The following is a 20,072-nucleotide window of genomic DNA, read 5'->3' as shown; positions in this document are numbered from 1 at the left end:
TTGGTCGACTACACGGTACAGAACCAAGTTGTCCAAACCGGCACAGTCGAGACCCCCAGCACGATGACGCTGGACTTGGCCGCGAACCTGGGTGAAGTGACCCGCGCCTCCGGCAACCTCACCATTGACGCGTTCGGCTTCTTCAAAGTCTCGGGCGCATTGGCGCTGAACAAGAACACAACCACGGTGAAGCTGGGCGACTTGGCCAGCACGACCGACGTCAACGAATCGACCAACGCGGTCACGGTGGAGCAGCTGACCATTGGCGGCTCGGGCCTGACAGCGTTTGCAGGTATCAACGGCGGCAGCGCAGACCCCACGGGCTTGAACCTGACGGGCGTGAACTTTGCGGTGGCGATCCAGACAGAAAAGACACCAGCCGAAGGTAAGACAGCGCGAGAGTGGACTGCCGTGAAGGCCTCTGCCACGGGCGCGAACTTTGTGGGCGTGTCTGGCCTGACAGTGACGGCCAGCGCGATCAATGTGGAGATCACCCGCAAGGCGGCTGACAACACCTTGGTCGACTACACGGTACAGAACCAAGTTGTCCAAACCGGCACAGTCGAGACCCCCAGCACGATGACGCTGGACTTGGCCGCGAACCTGGGTGAAGTGACCCGCGCCTCCGGCAACCTCACCATTGACGCGTTCGGCTTCTTCAAAGTCTCGGGCGCATTGGCGCTGAACAAGAACACAACCACGGTGAAGCTGGGCGACTTGGCCAGCACGACCGACGTCAACGAATCGACCAACGCGGTCACGGTGGAGCAGCTGACCATTGGCGGCTCGGGCCTGACAGCGTTTGCAGGTATCAACGGCGGCAGCGCAGACCCCACGGGCTTGAACCTGACGGGCGTGAACTTTGCGGTGGCGATCCAGACAGAAAAGACACCAGCCGAAGGTAAGACAGCGCGAGAGTGGACTGCCGTGAAGGCCTCTGCCACGGGCGCGAACTTTGTGGGCGTGTCTGGCCTGACAGTGACGGCCAGCGCGATCAATGTGGAGATCACCCGCAAGGCGGCTGACAACACCTTGGTCGACTACACGGTACAGAACCAAGTTGTCCAAACCGGCACAGTCGAGACCCCCAGCACGATGACGCTGGACTTGGCCGCGAACCTGGGTGAAGTGACCCGCGCCTCCGGCAACCTCACCATTGACGCGTTCGGCTTCTTCAAAGTCTCGGGCGCATTGGCGCTGAACAAGAACACAACCACGGTGAAGCTGGGCGACTTGGCCAGCACGACCGACGTCAACGAATCGACCAACGCGGTCACGGTGGAGCAGCTGACCATTGGCGGCTCGGGCCTGACAGCGTTTGCAGGTATCAACGGCGGCAGCGCAGACCCCACGGGCTTGAACCTGACGGGCGTGAACTTTGCGGTGGCGATCCAGACAGAAAAGACACCAGCCGAAGGTAAGACAGCGCGAGAGTGGACTGCCGTGAAGGCCTCTGCCACGGGCGCGAACTTTGTGGGCGTGTCTGGCCTGACAGTGACGGCCAGCGCGATCAATGTGGAGATCACCCGCAAGGCGGCTGACAACACCTTGGTCGACTACACGGTACAGAACCAAGTTGTCCAAACCGGCACAGTCGAGACCCCCAGCACGATGACGCTGGACTTGGCCGCGAACCTGGGTGAAGTGACCCGCGCCTCCGGCAACCTCACCATTGACGCGTTCGGCTTCTTCAAAGTCTCGGGCGCATTGGCGCTGAACAAGAACACAACCACGGTGAAGCTGGGCGACTTGGCCAGCACGACCGACGTCAACGAATCGACCAACGCGGTCACGGTGGAGCAGCTGACCATTGGCGGCTCGGGCCTGACAGCGTTTGCAGGTATCAACGGCGGCAGCGCAGACCCCACGGGCTTGAACCTGACGGGCGTGAACTTTGCGGTGGCGATCCAGACAGAAAAGACACCAGCCGAAGGTAAGACAGCGCGAGAGTGGACTGCCGTGAAGGCCTCTGCCACGGGCGCGAACTTTGTGGGCGTGTCTGGCCTGACAGTGACGGCCAGCGCGATCAATGTGGAGATCACCCGCAAGGCGGCTGACAACACCTTGGTCGACTACACGGTACAGAACCAAGTTGTCCAAACCGGCACAGTCGAGACCCCCAGCACGATGACGCTGGACTTGGCCGCGAACCTGGGTGAAGTGACCCGCGCCTCCGGCAACCTCACCATTGACGCGTTCGGCTTCTTCAAAGTCTCGGGCGCATTGGCGCTGAACAAGAACACAACCACGGTGAAGCTGGGCGACTTGGCCAGCACGACCGACGTCAACGAATCGACCAACGCGGTCACGGTGGAGCAGCTGACCATTGGCGGCTCGGGCCTGACAGCGTTTGCAGGTATCAACGGCGGCAGCGCAGACCCCACGGGCTTGAACCTGACGGGCGTGAACTTTGCGGTGGCGATCCAGACAGAAAAGACACCAGCCGAAGGTAAGACAGCGCGAGAGTGGACTGCCGTGAAGGCCTCTGCCACGGGCGCGAACTTTGTGGGCGTGTCTGGCCTGACAGTGACGGCCAGCGCGATCAATGTGGAGATCACCCGCAAGGCGGCTGACAACACCTTGGTCGACTACACGGTACAGAACCAAGTTGTCCAAACCGGCACAGTCGAGACCCCCAGCACGATGACGCTGGACTTGGCCGCGAACCTGGGTGAAGTGACCCGCGCCTCCGGCAACCTCACCATTGACGCGTTCGGCTTCTTCAAAGTCTCGGGCGCATTGGCGCTGAACAAGAACACAACCACGGTGAAGCTGGGCGACTTGGCCAGCACGACCGACGTCAACGAATCGACCAACGCGGTCACGGTGGAGCAGCTGACCATTGGCGGCTCGGGCCTGACAGCGTTTGCAGGTATCAACGGCGGCAGCGCAGACGCCACGGGCCTCACGCTCACTGGCGTGAACTTTGCCTTGGCGCTGCTCACCGAACGCGACCTCGCTCCCGGTAAAACAGCCCGTGAGTGGAGTGCTCTGCAAGCCACGGCTGCCGGTGCTTCATTTGGTGGTGTGGATGGCCTGACGCTGGCTGCCAGCGACATGAGTGTGCAAATCAACCGCGCAGGTACCGACGGTACCTTGGTGGACTTTGCCGCGCAAAATCTCAAGGTCCAGACTGGCACCGTCTCCAAGCCCAGCGAGATCACGCTGGACCTGGCCGCCAGCTTGGGCGAGCTGACGCGCGCCAGCGGCAACATCGTGATCGACGCCTTCGGCTTCTTCCAAGTCGCCGGCGCCTTGCAAATCGAAAAATCTCGCAATACGGTGAAGCTGGGCGACTTGGCCAGCACGACCGACGTCAACGAATCGACCCACCCTGTCAGCGTCGACCAGTTGACCATTGGCGGCTCGGGCCTGACAGCGTTTGCCGGCATCAACGGCGGCAGCGCAGACGCCACGGGCCTCACGCTCACTGGCGTGAACTTCGCCTTGGCGCTGCTCACCGAACGCGACCTCGCTCCCGGTAAAACAGCCCGTGAGTGGAGTGCTTTGCAAGCCACGGCTGCCGGTGCTTCATTTGGTGGTGTGGATGGCCTGACGCTGGCTGCCAGCGACATGAGTGTGCAAATTAACCGCGCAGGGGCCGACGGTACCTTGGTGGACTTTGCCGCGCAAAATCTCAAGGTCCAGACTGGCACCGTCTCCAAGCCCAGCGAGATCACGCTGGATCTGGCCGCCAGCTTGGGCGAGCTGACACGCGCCAGCGGCAACATCGTGATCGACGCCTTCGGCTTCTTCCAAGTCGCCGGCGCTTTGTCTTTGGAGCAGCGGAACAGCCAAGTCACACTGGCTGACAACCCCAACACCACCGCCAATGAATCGACAACACCCGTGTCGGTGCGCCAGTTGCTGGTGGGTGGCAGTGGTTTGACAGCGTTTGCTGGTATCAATGGCGGCACAGACAGCGCCATCGGCCTCAACCTCACAGGGGTTGAATTCGCTCTGGCCCTGAATACTGAAACACTCAGCACCAACCAGGCCAACGCTGGTGTTGTGGCACGCGAATGGACCAGCTTGCAAGCCAATGCGGCCACCGCCAGCTTCATCGGCGTGAACGAGCTCGAAGCCAAGGTCGATACCTTGACACTGGCCATCAACCGCGCAGGCAGCGACGGCTCTTTGGTCGATTACCGCCAAGGCACCACCGCACTCACGGTCTCTACTGGCACCCTGAACAAGCCAGACAGTCTGAGCCTTGACCTCGACGGTCGCTTGGGCGAAATCACACGCGCCAGCGCGAACCTGAGCCTTGACGTGGCCGGCTTTGTGGCCGTTCAAGGCGCGCTGGCCATTGAGAAAAGCACGCAGACCGTCATCCTCAACGACGGGACCGAAGAAAAGCCTGCCAGTCAAGTGCGGGTGGACATGCTCAGCGTCGGTGGCTCCGGCCTCAACGCCTTTGCTGGCGTGGCCGGTGGCTATGATGCGCAAGGCAATCTGCGCCAAGGCGCCAAGGGTCTGTCGCTGGGCGATGTGGACTTTGGCTTGGTGCTGCTGGGCGAACAGCTCACACCCGCCCAAGCCAAGGCCAACACCACAGCACGTTCTTGGATGGCGCTGCAAGCCAGCGCAAGCAGCGCACAGGTGCTGGGCCTGGAGGACATCACCCTGGCGGCCGATACCCTCAAGTTGGAAATCAACCGCGCCGACGCCAAGGGGACGCTGGTCGACTTTGCTGCCCGCGGCCTGACGGTGCAAACCGGCACCGCTACCGAGCCCGCCAGCCTGACCCTGAGCATGGATGGCGCTCAAGGCGAGCTGACCCGTGCCAGCGGCAACCTCACGGTCGACGTGATGGGCTTCTTCCAGGTCGCCGGCGGCTTTGCCGTTGAAAAGCTCGACAGCACCGTCACCCTGGCCGATCTGCCGGGCACTACAGACAAAAACGAAGCCCTCGTCCCCGTGTCCGTGGAGCAGTTGCGCATCGGCGCCAGCGGCGTGAATGCCTTTGCAGGCGTCAACGGTGGTCAAGCCAACGCCTTGGGCTTGGCCTTGTCAGATGTTGACTTTGCCATTGTGCTGAGCACCGAAAAACTGGGCTCGACCGCCACCACCCCGGCCCGCAACTGGACCAGCGTGCAAGCCAATGTGGGCGACGCCGCATTTGTGGGTGTTGATGGTCTGACCGTGGCCGCCGATGGCGTGACCGTATCGGTCAACCGTGCCGCCTACGACACCTCGGTGATCGACTTCCGCACGGGCGCGACTGTGCTGAACGTGGCCACAGGCCCTGCCAGCGAACTGGCCATGAATTTGGACGGCCGCCGCGGCGAGTTGCTGCAAGTGAGTGGCCACATGGACATTGATGCCTTTGGCTTCGTACAAGTCGAAGGCGACTTTGCGCTTGAAAAAGCCAACCAGGTGCAACAAATCACCCTCGCCGGCGGCAGCACCACCGAAGCGCGCGTGCTCACCCTGGGTGGTCACCAACTCAACGCCTTTGTTGGTGTGGGCGGTGGCACTGTCGACGCCATCGGGCTTGAACTCGGCGGTGTCGACTTTGGCCTGGCGCTTTACAGCGACGCGGCTGACGAATTGCGCAGCTGGACCGCCTTCCAGGCGCGTGCAACCAGCGCCAACTTTGTGGGTGTGGACGGTTTGCAAGCCCAAGGCTCGGACATGCTGTTGGAGATCAACCGCGCCGGCAAAGACGGCGACGCGGTGATTGACTTTGCCCTGACCGATCCGGCCAACGAGGCCAGCCCGCGCCGCACAGAGCTGACCGTAGCCACTGGCCCGAGCAGCAGCATGGAAATCACACTGGCCGGTGCAGACGGTGAAGTCACCCGAGCCGCTGGTCACCTCGACCTCGATGTTTTTGGCTTCTTCCAAGTTGCCGGGCAGCTGGCCATTGAGCGCAAAGACAGCGAGCTCACCCTGAACGACGGGGTCACCTCGGACGACCCGCTCAAAGCCAAAGCCGCCACGGTGATTCAAGCCGACGTGCTGACCTTGGGTGGCAGTGGCCTGGACGCCTTTGCCGGCGTCAATGGTGGCTCCGAGCAGCGCATGGGCCTGGCGCTCAAAGATGTGAATTTTGGCTTGGCCCTCATGACCGAGCGGCTGCCCGAGAACAGCACCGCCATGGCGCGCGAGTTCACCACGCTCAAAGCCACGGCTGGTGAACTGGCCTTTGTGGGTCTGGACGGTGTAGAGGCCAGTGCAAACGACTTGATGGTGGAGATCAACCGCGGCATCCCCGGCGCAGGGGCCACCCGCGACGTGGTGGTCGATTACAGCGGCGTGCAGCTCGAAGTCATGGCCGGCAGCGGCGGACAAACCGTGGTGTTGGATACCGATGGCAGCATGGGTGAACTCGCCCGTGCGGCAGGCCACGTCAATCTCGACCTCTTTGGCTTTGTCAGCTTGTCGGGCGATTTGGCCTTTGAATCCTCAGAGCGCAGCGTCAAGCTTTCTGGCGGCGAGACGGTGGTCACCGACGCGCTGCTCGTGGGCGGCAAGGGTGTGAACGCCTTTGTGGGCGTAGGCTCCGGCCAGCCAGACGCCATTGGCCTGCAACTGAACAATGCCGAGTTTGGCTTGGCCTTGCTGTCGGCCAGCAACGACGCCAGCCGCAACTGGACCAGCTTCCAAGCGACTGCCAGCAGTTTGTCGTTTGTGGGCATTGAGGGCCTCACTGCTTCGGCCACCGGGATCAGCGTTTTCATCAACCAAGCCGGAAAAACCGGCGACAAGGTGGTGGACTATGGTTGGAAAGACCCTGCCAACACCAGCTTGGGCCGCACGACAGCCCTGAGCATCCCTACAGGCGCCAGCAGCGCACTCACCCTGTCCATGGCAGGCAGCGAGGGTGAAATCATCAAGGCCGCTGCAGGCCTGGATTTGGACCTGTTTGGCTTTTTCAGCGTCAAGGGCAACTTTGCAGTCGAGCAGCGCAGCCAGCAAGTGGTCCTGTCTGACGGATCGGTCATCAAGCAGGCCGATCTGGTCACCATCGGTGCGAGCAATGTGGACGCCTTCGCCGGCGTGCGCGCGGGCCAAGACGACGCCATTGGTTTGAAGCTCGGCCAAGTGAACTTTGGCCTGGCCCTCATCACCGACCCCGACCACCCGGGACGCCACTTCACCAGCTTGCAGGCCACCGCTGCCAGCGCCTCCGTCCAAGGCATAGACAGCTTGACCGCTGAGGTGAACAACCTGTTGGTCAACATCAACCAGGGTGTCAGCTTGCCGGCCGAGCAGGCCTTTGACACACAAACCAACACCCGTCTCAAACTCACTCTGCCTGCAGGGTTTGCGGGTCGCTTGAGTTTTGGTGACGGCAAAGGCACGCAAGACGTTGAAGTCGACGCCTTCATGACAGACGCCGAGCTCTTGGCCGCCGTGGGCGTGGCCCTGGGCAGTTTGAGCGCAGTTGGTGGAGCGGCCAATGTGCGAGTGACAGGCAGCCGCGACGAGGGCTACAGCATTGAATTCATGGGCGCGCTGGCGGGCAAAGCGGTCTCCGGTATCACCCTGACCGCCACGCCTTCGGCCAGCACCATCACCGTGTCTGAAAGCCAAGCGCCCCAGGCCGGTGTGAATGAGGTCAAACAGGTTCGCTTGGTGGCTGTGCGCGAGGCTCCGGCGCCTGCCAGTGCCCAGGTCGAGGTGAAAATCCCAGGCCAGGCCGCTGTCAATGAATCGAACGGTCTGGTTTTCACCACCCCGTCGGTGGGTGGTCAGTACAGCGTCTTTTTTGTGGCGGATGGCAGCGTCAGCCAAACCCAGTCCGCCGTGGCTGGCGTCAACGAGTTGCAGCGCCTGACGGTCAGTGGCAACTTGGGTGCGAACCCCGCCTCCACAGCCGTGGTCAGTACCGTGGCCCAAGGCTCAGGTGCTGCGGTCAACGAGCGCTACAGCATCACCTTTAACAACAGCCTCGGCTTTCAGGGCTTCAAGCTCTACATGCTGGACAATCCGGTCACCACGGCCACCTGGAAGTACGCCAACGACGCCAAAGACACGGGCAAGACCATTGCCCAGCTCAAGGCGGCGTATGTGGAAATGTTCGCGACCAACGGTCGCACTGTGGCCGCCAGCGACATTCATGTCACACTGGACGCCAGCTACACAGGTGCGGGCCACCGCTATCTGGTGGAGTTTGTCGGTAGCCTGGCGGCTCAAGACATAGGCCGCACCGGCATGATCAGTGAGGCCCGTACCTTCAGCTACCTGCTCCAAGAAAACGGCAGTGCAGGCCAGTCTGAGGTGCAAAACGTGCAACTCAAGACCACAGGTGCCGGCAGTTTCACGCTCAGCCTGGTGCATGGCGGCAAGACCTACACCACCACCGGCCTGAACTACGGCGCCAATGCGGCTGCAGTGCGCTACGCGCTCAATGCAGCGCTGGGCAAAGACGGCGCGGTCGAGGTCAGCAGCAGCCAAACCGGCAACTATGTGGTGACTTTTGGCGGTGCGCTCTTGGGCCAAAACCTCAGCCCCCTCACCGTTGCGCTCAGTGACAGCCAGGCGGCCCCCAGCGGCAGCTTCACGCTCAGTTTGGGCGGCCAAACCAGCCGCAACATCAGCTATGTCAGCGACGGTGTGGCTTTGGCCGCCCGTGTGCAAGCCGAGTTGGCGCGCCTGTCCAATGTGGGCGCGGGCAACGTCAAGGTCAGCTTCAACCCTGCGCAGTCCAACACCGGCAGCTTGGGCCTTGACATTGAGTTTGTCGGCAGTCTGGCCGGCACGAATGTCGATTCGCTCAGCCTGAGCACCACGGCACTGGCGAACGCCAGCGCTGCGGTGCGCACGGTGCAAGCCGGCGTGAGTGGACAAAAACAAGAGCAGTGGGTCGTGCTGGGCAACCAGGCCCTGGACAAAGGCTACCGCCTGAGCCTCACGCACGCTGGTCAGACTTACACCACCGCCGTGATCGCGGGCAACGCCAGTCAGGCGCAAATTCAGTCAGCAATGAACACGGCCTTCGGCCAGATTTCAGGCGCGTCTGTTACCGTCACCCTGGGCCAAGTGGGCACGGCCTCAGAAGACACCTTCTTGCTGAGCATGGGTGGTTCTTTGGCGGGCCAAAACCTGAACCTGGTGGCCTTGCAGGCCGACCGCGCAGGCGCCACCGGCAGCAGCATCAGCCGCAACTTTGTGGTGGGCAATTCGGCCACCAACATTGCCAACCTCAAGTCGGCCTACGCCGAACTGCTCAACGGCCACCAAGGCATCGCCGTCACTTCGGCCGACATTGATGTGGCTTACAGCCGCGGCACGGCCGGCGAGCGCTATGTGGTGAGTTTTGTGGGTGCGCTGGCTGGCGTGGACATTGACCCCAAGGGCATAGGCATTGCCAGCACCGAGCTGGACTACGCGTTGCTGACCAATGGCGCACCTGCAGTGGCCGAAGTCCAGCGACTGAGCCTGGACCGCGCCGCCAACACCCAGGGCACGTTTGTGCTGAGTTGGAACCACGCGGGTCAAACCTACAACTCAGGCCAGATCGCTTTTGGTGCGAGTGCAGACGCCGTTCAGACCACCTTGCGTGCAGCCACGACTGGCTCCACCACGCTGGGCAGCCTGGGCACGGTCAGCGTCACGGCCGATGGCGCCGATGCTTACCTGATTCGCTTTGGCGGTGCGCTGACAGGCGTGAATGTCGCATCGGTGGTGGTCAGTGCCATCTCGGTGGATGCTGAGCTGCCCGAGGGCAGCTTCCAAATCTCGGTCGAACTGGACGGTGTGCGCACCTACAGCCCGGCCATCGGCTACAGCGCCGAGCCGGCGCAGCTGCGTGCCAACCTGCAAGCGGGCATGGACACGCTGTTTGGCGCAGGTCAAGTCACCGTGGCCACGCTAAGCGGTGCCAATGCGCGCGAAGCCGGCTTCACCCTCACCTTTGGTGGAACGCTGGCCTACACCGATGTGGCCAACATCCGCAGCCACTTTGGCTCGGACAGTGAGGCCGCACGCAATCTCAGCCTGGCCGTGGTCACACCATCCAACGTGGCACAAGGTCAAGCGCGTACCGGGGAGGTGCAGCGCGTGGTCATTTCCAGCGCCCAGTCACAAGTGGATTACACGCTGAGCTTGACGCACGGCGGCAGCACCGTGACCACCAGCACCTTGCGCACCGATATGTCCGAAGGCCAGGTGCAAGCGGCCATCACAGCAGCCCTGACGGGCATCACGGGTGCATCCGCCCAACTGAGTTTCTACACAGGCCGCGAACTGCAACTGAGCTTTGGCGGTAGCCTGCTGGGTGCCAACGTGGCAGCCTTGGTGGTCACTGACACAACCGTGCCCGAGGCGGTCACGCTGGAAACCGTGGAGACGGGCAGCACCGTTACCACACCGGCGAAACCTGCCCGCACCTTGGTGGTGGACTACAGCACTGGTGCCACTCAATTGAAGGTGGCCGACGGCGGCGAGGGCTTTGCACTCAGTCTGGACGGCGCTGATGGCGAGCTCATGGAAGCGCGTGGCGTTCTCAATCTGAACATCGCCGGCTTTGTGGCTGCTCGCGGTGAATTTGCCATCGTCTCGCGCAGCCAAAGCGTCACGCTCAGCGACGGCAAAACTGTGTCTGCGGATGTGCTGACCTTGGGTGGCAACAACCTTGACGCATTTGCCGGCGTGGGGGGAGGCTACGACGCGAGCGGCAAGCTGTTGGCCGGGGCCGTGGGTGTGAGCCTGGACGATGTGGATTTGGGCTTGGTCATCGTCAGCGAAAAACTCACTGGCTTGGAGCCTGCAGGCACCAAGTCGCGCAGCTGGACCACGGCGCAAGCCACGGTGGACAAAGCCGCATTTGTGGGTGTTGCCGACCTGACCATCGAAGTCAACAACATGGGCTTGGAGATCAACCGCGCTGCCAAAGACGGCACCGTGGTCGACTACAGCTTGACGGCCAGCACGACAGACGCAGCGACGCTGCGCAACACCTCACTTAAAGTGGCCACCGGCCCCACCTCCGACCTGGAGTTGAACCTGGACGGAGCCAAAGGCCAGATGACCCGCCTGGTCGGTAGCTTGAAACTCGACGTGTTCGGCTTCGTCAAAGTCAACGGCGACTTTGGCATTGAAAGCCGTCAAGGCCAGGTCAAACTCGCGGGCGTGGAGAACGACCCCACCACCGAAAAAGACGAAACGCTGGTCAATGTGGACATGTTGCTCATTGGCGGCAGCAATCTCAGTGCATTTGTCGGCGCGGGCAACATTGGCATCGATCTCAAAAACGTGGAACTGGGCCTGGCCCTGTTGACCGAGCAAGTCGCCGGGACCGCTAAGGCGCGCACTTGGACTACAGCGCAAGCTGCAGTGGACCAAGCAGCCTTTGTGGGCGTGGATGGTTTGACCATCGAAGTCAATGAGATGGCTTTGGCGGTTAACCGCATGGCCAGCGACCATTCTGTGGTGGATTACAGCCTGACGGCAGACAGCACCGACGCTGTGACCGCCCGCAACACAGAGTTGAGCGTGGCCACCGGCCCCAGCAGCGATTTGACCCTGTCGCTGGATGGTGCTGCTGGCCAAATGACGCGCTTGGTCGGCAGTCTCAAGTTGGACCTGTTTGGCTTTGTCAAAGTTGAAGGCGACTTTGGCATTGAAAGCCGCCAAGGCAAGGTCAAGCTCGCGGGCATCCAGGACAACCTCAGCACGACCAAAAACGAGACCTTGGTCGATGTGGACATGCTGCTCATAGGCGGCACCAACCTCACGGCCTTCGTAGGCGCAGGCAGCGTAGGCGTGCGCCTGAGCGGCGTGGAGCTGGGCGTGGCCCTCCTGACCGAGCAGGTCACCGGCAGTGCACCAGCACGCAGCTGGACCAGTGCCCAGGCCACGGTGCAGCGCGCCTCCTTCGATGGCGTGCGCGGCATGACCATTGCAGTCAATACCTTGGCCTTGTCGCTGAACAACGCAGCCAGCGATGGCTCGGTGGTCGACTATGGTTTGACTGCCAGCACCAATGATGCAGCCACTGCGCGCTATACCGACCTTTCCGTGGCCACCGGTCCGCAAAGCGAGCTGGCCCTGACCCTCAAGGGCAGCGACGGCGACATGATGCAGCTGACCGGCGCGCTGGAGATTGACCTGTTCGGCTTTATCCAAGTTTCAGGCAGCTTTGGCATCACTTCGGCCGATGCCGAGATGACCTTGAAAGACGGCAGTAAAGTCGCGGGCAGGGCGCTCTCGCTGGGCGTGAGTGACGGTCGCGCCTTTGTGGGCGTGGGCGGCTCCGATGCCGACCGCTTGGGCTTTGAGCTGTTGGGCCTGGACTTGGGCCTGGTGCTGTTCGACAGCCCTGCTGTGGCCGACTCGTCCTGGACGGCATTGTCGGCCAGCGCTGATTCCATTGGCTTTGTGGGCATTGATGGCTTCACCCTGATGGCCCAGGGCATTACCTTGGAAATGAACAGCGTTGAAGGCGCACTGGGCACCACCCGTGGCGTGATGGCGCTCAACCAATACGAGGTGGTGTCGGGCGCTGGTTTGGTTCAGACGGTGAGCACCAACGCCAGCCGTGGTGAGGTGTTGGGCCTGAAGATCGAGCGTGCCACCCTGGCGATTTCAGACTACATCTACATCAGCGGCGGCTTTTACTTTGAACAAGCCGAGTCGGTGCTCATTGACGTGGGCACGGGCCTGTCGGCAAAGCAGGTCAATGACGACCCAACTCTCAAGTCGGGCTTGTCCAAGGTCAATGGCGTGTCGGCCGACTACAGCCGCATTGAGAAGCTCGAAGCCGCCTCCACTTTGCTGGCCGCGACCGACGTTGATATTTTTGTCGGCATGGGCCCTTACTTCATTGACACCAACGGCAACGGCTTGTTCGACAGTGGAGAAAAAGTCAATGAGGACCGTTGGGGCATCACCTTAGAGAACATCGACCTCGGCTTGGTGTTCATGAACCCGACCGATGCGGCCGATCCCGATGGCGTCATCCCCAATATGTACGCCTTGCAGGTCAACTGGAATGCGGACATCAGCATCGATTGGGTGGTGTTCCAGTTCCAGCTCAAGAGCTTGCAGGTCTACGCCAACCAAGGCGGTGAGTGGGGCGAGCTCGATGGCGTGCGTCCGTTCATCGATTTCAAGACCTCTTTTGACGGCGGCGCTCTGAACTTGGAGGTCACTGACGCCAAGTTCAAGTTTGATTACGACAAGAGCTTGATCGGTGTCAAACTGGACAAGGCTTTGTTGGGCATTGGCGGTTTCTTCTTCATCGAAGGCACTTTCGTCTTTGAAAAGGCCGACAACATGGCGCTGGATGTGCAAACCCAGCTGCCCAGCCGCTTGACGGGTGAAGCCGCAGGCTTGAACACCGACTTGCGCAAGCTCAAGCGCGATGGATACCTCTCGGCCGATAACAGCCGATTTGAAGGCCTGCCAGTCGATGCCATTGTGTTTGGCGCCTCCGATGTGTCCATCAAAATCGGCTCTTACAACGATCCGCTGATCCGCTTGGATGGCATTGACGTCGCCTTTGCCACCTTCCGCGCCACCGAGGCGGTCGACCCGAACCGTGTGATCCCGCGCATGTACGCCATGAGCGCTTACTGGCCGGTCAAGCTCAACGTCGACTGGGGCTTCATGAAGCTGGCCATCGATGACATCACGCTCAAGCTCAACACCGGTGGCGACTGGAAGGGCATGAAAGTCGGCCCTTATGCCGACCTGCGTTCAAGCTTTGGCGGCCAAGGTCTGAAGGTTGAGACGGGCGATGCGCCAATTTTCCTGAACTACAACAGCGATTTCTTTGGCGTGGAAGTCAGCCGCGCCAGTGTCTCTCTGGGCGACTTCTTCTTCATCCAAAGCGGCTTCGCCATCACCCGCTCCTCGGGCACGGCGGTAGATGTGGTCACCGGTTTTGCAGACGGCTCCATGGATGGTGCTGCGGCCTTGAGTGGCGTGGTCAACGACGGCAAGTACGCGCGCCTTGAAAACTACGCGATGAAGGCCACGACCATTGGTTTCTCGGACGCCATGTTGTTTGTCGGGTCGGGCCCGTACTTTGTCGACAGCAACAAAGACGGCCGCATCACCGTGGCCGACACGCCCTCCGAAGACGCCATCGGCTTTGCGGTGAACAACCTCGATTTGGCCGTGGTCCTCTACAGCGACGAGAAGAAAAAAGTGCCCGACATGTGGGCACTGTCGGCGACGGTTGACTTTGTGGGCCTGGTGGGGATTGATTTCCTCAAAATCGAAGGCGAAAAGGTTCGCATCTCGGCCAACCAGGGCGAGGATTGGGACGAGGACAGTGGCATTTCCCCCTACGTGGACTTCAAGTCCACCTATGGTGCCAACGGTTTGTCCGTGCTCACTGGCGGCACCCCTATTGACATCGCTTACGACTCGCCTTTGATTGGCGTTTATGTGGGTTTGGCGACCTTGCAAATCAGCGAGTTTGTGTTTGTGCAAGGCTCGTTCGCCTACGAGGCGGGCGCCCGGCGCAAGGTCACCATCGACACGGGCACCAAGTTGGGTGACCTGAAGTTCCTGTCCACTGGGCTACAGCTGGAAGCGGCAAGTCTTTATTCGGACATCGAGATTTCCAGCGACTGGCGCACCGTCTCCAATGTGGAGGTGGAGACCACCTTGCTGGGCATCAGCGACGCCAATGTGTTTGTGGGTTATGGCATCCCGGACTGGAAGTCGCAGACCCCCATCCGTGACCAAGAAGGCGTGTTTGGCTTGGCCATTGCCGACATCGATGTGGCCTTGGCCATCATGAAGCCCACAGGCACCGTGGGCAAGCTCTTCCCCGAGTTCACCTCGCTCAAGGCCTCGGCCAGCGAGTTTGTGGTGGCCGGTGGCGGCGACATCTTCCAGCTCTTTGGCCAAGACATTGAAGTGCGCATGAACTGGAGCGATGGCTGGGAAAGCTCGCCCGAGACCAAGCCTTCGATTGACTTTGTCAAGAGCTTTGGCCCTCAAGGCTTGGCCGTGCCCACGGGTGCCGCGCCGATCTACATTGACTTTGCGGGCGGTGCCTTTATTGAGGCCAGCATCAAAAACGCCACGCTGATGCTCTCGCAGTTTGTCTACGTGCAAGGCGACTTTGCTTTCCGCAAAGGTGGCTCGCGCGAGGTCACGGTGGATTACGGAATTCTGGGCACCATCAAGGGCGTGCGCACCAGCACCATTGAGTTTGGCGCCAGCAATGTGCAGGCCTTCATTGGCGTGGGCGGCCCTTACATTCAGGACAGCAACCGCGACGGTTATGTCACCGACCACGACGTGACCGAGGGCGGCATCACCTACAAGGCCGACCCGATCAACACCAGTGCCATCGGCATTGTGGTGAACGACCTGGAGTTCGGGATGACCATCCTGACCACCCAGGCGCCCGACTTGACCAACCCCAAGTCAATCTTGGTGCCCGAGGGCTCCAAGTTCACCGCCATGCGCGCCACCGGCAAGCAAATTGCCATGGTCGGTTTGCCCGACGAGCTGGAGTTCTCTCTTGAAGACGTGCTCTTCGAGCTCAACCAGAGCGACCAAGAAGGCATGATTGTGGACTTCACCGATGGCGGTAAGTCTGCTGGCATGTCCATCGACACGGGCAACCCCAACCGCCCCATGTTGCTGGACTTCAAAGAGGACATGCTGACCGCGTCGATTGGCTACGCGCGCATCAACGTGGCCGGCGTGTTGGCCCTGGAGGGTGGCATCACCTTGCAGCGCCGCACCATGTACGACGCTGAAATTTATCTGGCGGGCATTGCCATGCCCATGGGCGTGGTGGGTGTCGATGCCCTGGTGCTGGGTGGGCGCAACATCTCGGCATTTGCCGGTATCAAAGGCCCTTACGTCACCGACAAGGACAAGTTGGCGACCGATCCTGGTTACCACGACACCGCTGACGAGTACGCTATCGGCGACGTCAACAAGGACGCCATCGGTTTTGCCATCGTCAACTTGGACTTCGGCATGGTCTTGGCCAACCCCTCCTTCATGGGGCAGTCGTTTGACCAGCTGACTTTTGTGGGCATCACGGCCTCGGCCGACTTTGCGGGACTGGTGGGCACAGAGCCCTATGTGACGCTGAACGCCAAGGATGTGCGATTTGGCCTGAACATGGCCATCGCCAATGGCTACCCCTTACCGCTGACTTTTGTTGATTTTTCCACGGTCAACGACGGCGGTGCAGCGGGCATGGACATCCCGATTGGAGCGAACAACTCCATCAACATGGCCGAGCTCAACAACTTTGAGGTGCGCATTGGCATGCAGGCCAATTTGGGCCTGTTTGGCTTGTTCGACATCCAAGCCCCGGCCTTTGACTTCACCTTCGAGTTCCCAGATACCGGCGACTTGATACCCAAGATCAACCTCAAAGAGCTGACGAACTTTGACTTTACGGTCCCTGTGACCGCGCCTTCGTGGTTGCGTGACTCCATCAGCGGCATCAAGGATGCGCTCAAAAACGTTGAGCTCAACATTGGCATTGATGGCATCACCGGCAAGATTGACATCCCCAATCTGACGATTCAGCTGGCGGACTTTATCTACTTCCAGGGTGACTTCAAACTCACCATGGGTGACACCTTCACCGCTGACGCTTACACCGGCATCGACCCCATGCTCGGCGGTGCCATCGATTCAGTGCTGGACTTGGCCACAGCAGAATTGATCAAACTTGTCACGGGGCCTGACTTGGCCGATCTGGTGGCGGGCAAGGCCAACATCGTCCAGCGTTTGTTGGGTTTCAATGAAGACTTTACGGTCCTCAAGGGCGTCAATTACAAAGGCACTTCTTTCGGCGCCAGCAACGTCAACTTGTTTGTGGGCGGCGGCGGCAAGCCAAACTTCAACATACCATTAGCTGACCAAGGCCTGGTTGGGTTTGGCATGCAGGACCTGGACCTGGCCATCGGCGTGTACAAGCCCACCTTGCCAGGCGTGTTGGGTTCTTTATTTGGCAAATCGGTCCAAGACGTGACATCCATCAAGGCCTCGGCCGACGAATTGGGTGCATACGGTTTTGGCGACTTCCTGAAGATTTTGGGCCGTGACATCACGCTCGAATACAACGACGGTGGCCAGTGGGGCGGCATATTCCGTGCTTTGCCCATCTACAAGGACATTGAATCCCAGACCATCACTCCTAACCCGAATCCAGCCCTGCCGCCGACCATCACCAAGCGCAAAGGCCATGTGGTGGGCACGGGCGCAGAACCGGTGGCTTTCGATTTCGACGGCTCGCCTGTCATGGGCTTGGACATTGGACTGGCCGAAATTTCGCTGGCCGACTTTGTCCACCTGCGTGGCTCGCTGGCCTTCCGCAAGGGCGAAGTCTTCAACGTCAAGGTTGATCCGGGTGGTTTAGGGCCATTGCTCAACGACATTGGCGGCCTCACGGGCACAGACCTGAACAACATCAATTTGAACGTCGAGGCGATGACCTTGGGCGGTGCCAACCTCGAAGGCTTTGTCGGTATTGGTGGGCCTTACCGCACGGGCAACGACGTGCTGGGCGATGGCATCTTCATGGCCAGTGAAGACCGAAACCGCAATGGCGTGCTTGATGCGGGTGAAGACAGCAACAAAAACGGCTTGCTCGACCTCAATGAGGACCGCAACAACAACGGCGTGATGGACGTGGGCGAAGATGCGCCCGACGGCATCTTGGACGACATCAATGAAAGCGCAGTGGGTCTTGAAATCCACGATGTGGACTTTGGCTTTGCCATCTTCAAGCCCACCTTGTTTGCGGCCTTGGGTCCGGTCTTGCAGCTCTACGACCCCACCTTCTACTCGGCCAAGGCCGCCATCAAGCGTGCTGGCCTGGTCGGAATTGACAAGTCGATCATGTCGGCTGAGTTGCGTGATGTGGAGGTGAACCTCAACACCTTCATGTTTGCCTCGGCGCCGGCCTATGTCAATGCGGCTTTGCAGTTGTTTGGTCCTCCCATCATCAACTTCAAAGAGAGCCAGTCCTTCAAACTCTTCACAGAAGACGTGCGTGGCAATGGCAAGCTGGACTTGGGCGAAGACCTGAACAACAACGGCGTGCTCGATGCCGGTGAAGATCTGCCCGATGGCGCCCTTGACTTTGGTGAAGACACCAATGCCAACTTGCGCCTGGATCCGGGTGAAGACAAAAACAACGACGGCCAGTTGCAACTCAGTGAAGACCGCAACCAAAACGGCAAAATAGACCGTGCCGGTTTTGACCTGCCCGCCGGTGGCAACAACATGATCTTCATGGACTTCGATGAAGAGATCATCCAAGCCAAAGTCGGCTACGCCGAGATCAACCTCGGCGGCGTGTTGCAAATGTCGGCTTCCATGGCGTTCACCAAACGCTCAGGCGAGCAAGTGACCCTGTCGAATGGCGAGAAAACCACGGTCACGACCATGGCCATCGGCATCAACGACGCCAATGCCTTCTTGGGCATCCCCACCATGGTGGATGGCAAGTTGCGCGGCTATTTCTACGACAGCAATGCAGATGGTCGCATTGATGAGACCGACCAGAAAAACAAAGCCGCCGTGGGCATGGTCTTGGAGGACCTGGACCTGGGCCTGCTGATTGCCGCAGAAACCTACATTTCGCTGCAACGTGTGAGCATTGGCGTGTACATCGCCGGCCGCGCCACGATCAACAAAATTGGCCTCAACGGTGTGCCTGGTGTGACCATGCAGGCACGCGACATTGCCCTCGAAGTCAATCTGGGTACACGGTTCTCGCTCGACATTGGCAAGATCGTCAAGAACTGGGACTACGACGCCGGCCGGGGTCTGACCACGGTGCAAGAAGGCGATTTGGTGCGCACGGCCGAGGGCAATTATTGGGAATTCACCGGCCTGTCCAGCTTGCCGGTCAATCTCACGGCTGACTTTGACCCTGCCAAACTGACCGACGCGGAAAAGAAGCTTTGGAAATCTGCCAAGCCGAACGTGACGTTCCAAGCTGACGTCAAGCCCACCATCTCGATGACCACCATCGACTTCAGCAAGAGCAGTTGGGAGCGACCTGGCGAAGACGTCAACGGCAACGGGGTGTTGGACAATGGCGAAGACCGTGGCAACGGCATGTTGGAGGTGGTCGAAGACCTCAACAAGAATGGCCGTTTGGAACATGGCGAAGACAAAGGCAACGGTTTGCTCGACGGTGCCGTGACCTTGCCTGGTTACGCCATTGAGACGGGTAACCCGTACGAACCCATCGTGCTGACCTACGACTCGACTTTCCTGCGCATTTTTGGTGTGCTGGAGATGAACTTGTTCGATTTGGTCAAAATCGACGGGGCCATTGACTTCCGACTCAGTGAAAAAGAGGGCCTGACCGCGTTTGCCGACGTGTCTGTGCAAATCGGCCCTGACAGCATGGGCTTCAAGAGCCACGCCACGGGCTTGTTGGTCATCAACTCGGGTGGTGTGGCCATGCGCATGTCGCTTGGCTTGGAGCTGAACTTGGGCGTTGCCAATCTGGACGCCGAGTTTGAACTCAATCTCAACAGTTTTGGCAAGCGCATCGTGTACGACGTGCCCGAGGTGTTCTGGGATGTGGTCGAGTTCGACACCCCAGACAACCCCAGTACGCCGCAGCGCGAAGACAAGCAGTACGCGATTGAAGCCTTCCCGCCGGGCAAAGAAAGCGTCAAAGACAAGTGGACCGGCCCTTATGTGGCGCTGACCGGCAAGGGCAATATGGACCTCATGGGTCTGCTGACCTTGCGTGGTGATTTTGCGGTGATTGCGGCCTTCCCCAAAGACGATGCCGGCAACACCAGCTTCCGCTTTGAGATCGGTGTCACCGCCGACTTGGAACTCAAGCCTCTGGCGCGTCTGAACGCGACAGGTACCCTGGGCTTGGTCGTCGACTCCGGTGGCCCAGGCCTGTATGGCAGTTTGGAAATTGGTGGCGCAGGCAAAGACTCGGTCATCTTGGACGGTGGCGGTGCGTTCAGCATCGCGGGTCGCTTCTTGTTGCAGATCAACACCACCAACAGCATCCAATTGGCCCGTGGTCGCGATGCCGAAGGCAATGTGTTCGACAAGGACAACAAGCCCATCATGGTGGGGTTGACCCCTCAGTCGCTGCGCATTGCCGGTGGTGCCAAGGTCTCGATTGGCCCGCTGAGCATGGAAGG

The 20,072-nt window shown here is 60.3% G+C and carries 1 protein-coding gene (only partly in view); it reads left to right on the top strand.

The whole window is internal to a hypothetical protein gene (locus ACHEXK_RS11145) on the top strand: the coding sequence, 71,256 nt in all, runs 12,363 nt past the left edge and 38,821 nt past the right edge, and what appears here is coding positions 12,364-32,435, spanning codon 4,122 (complete) through codon 10,812 (partial); the first complete codon in view begins at window position 1. Both the start codon and the stop codon lie outside the window.

The organism is Limnohabitans sp. DCL3, from assembly GCF_048019295.1.
Lineage (GTDB): Bacteria > Pseudomonadota > Gammaproteobacteria > Burkholderiales > Burkholderiaceae_C > Limnohabitans_A.
Note: the sequence above shows the minus strand (reverse complement) of the source record. Positions and strands in the feature narration are given on the sequence as shown.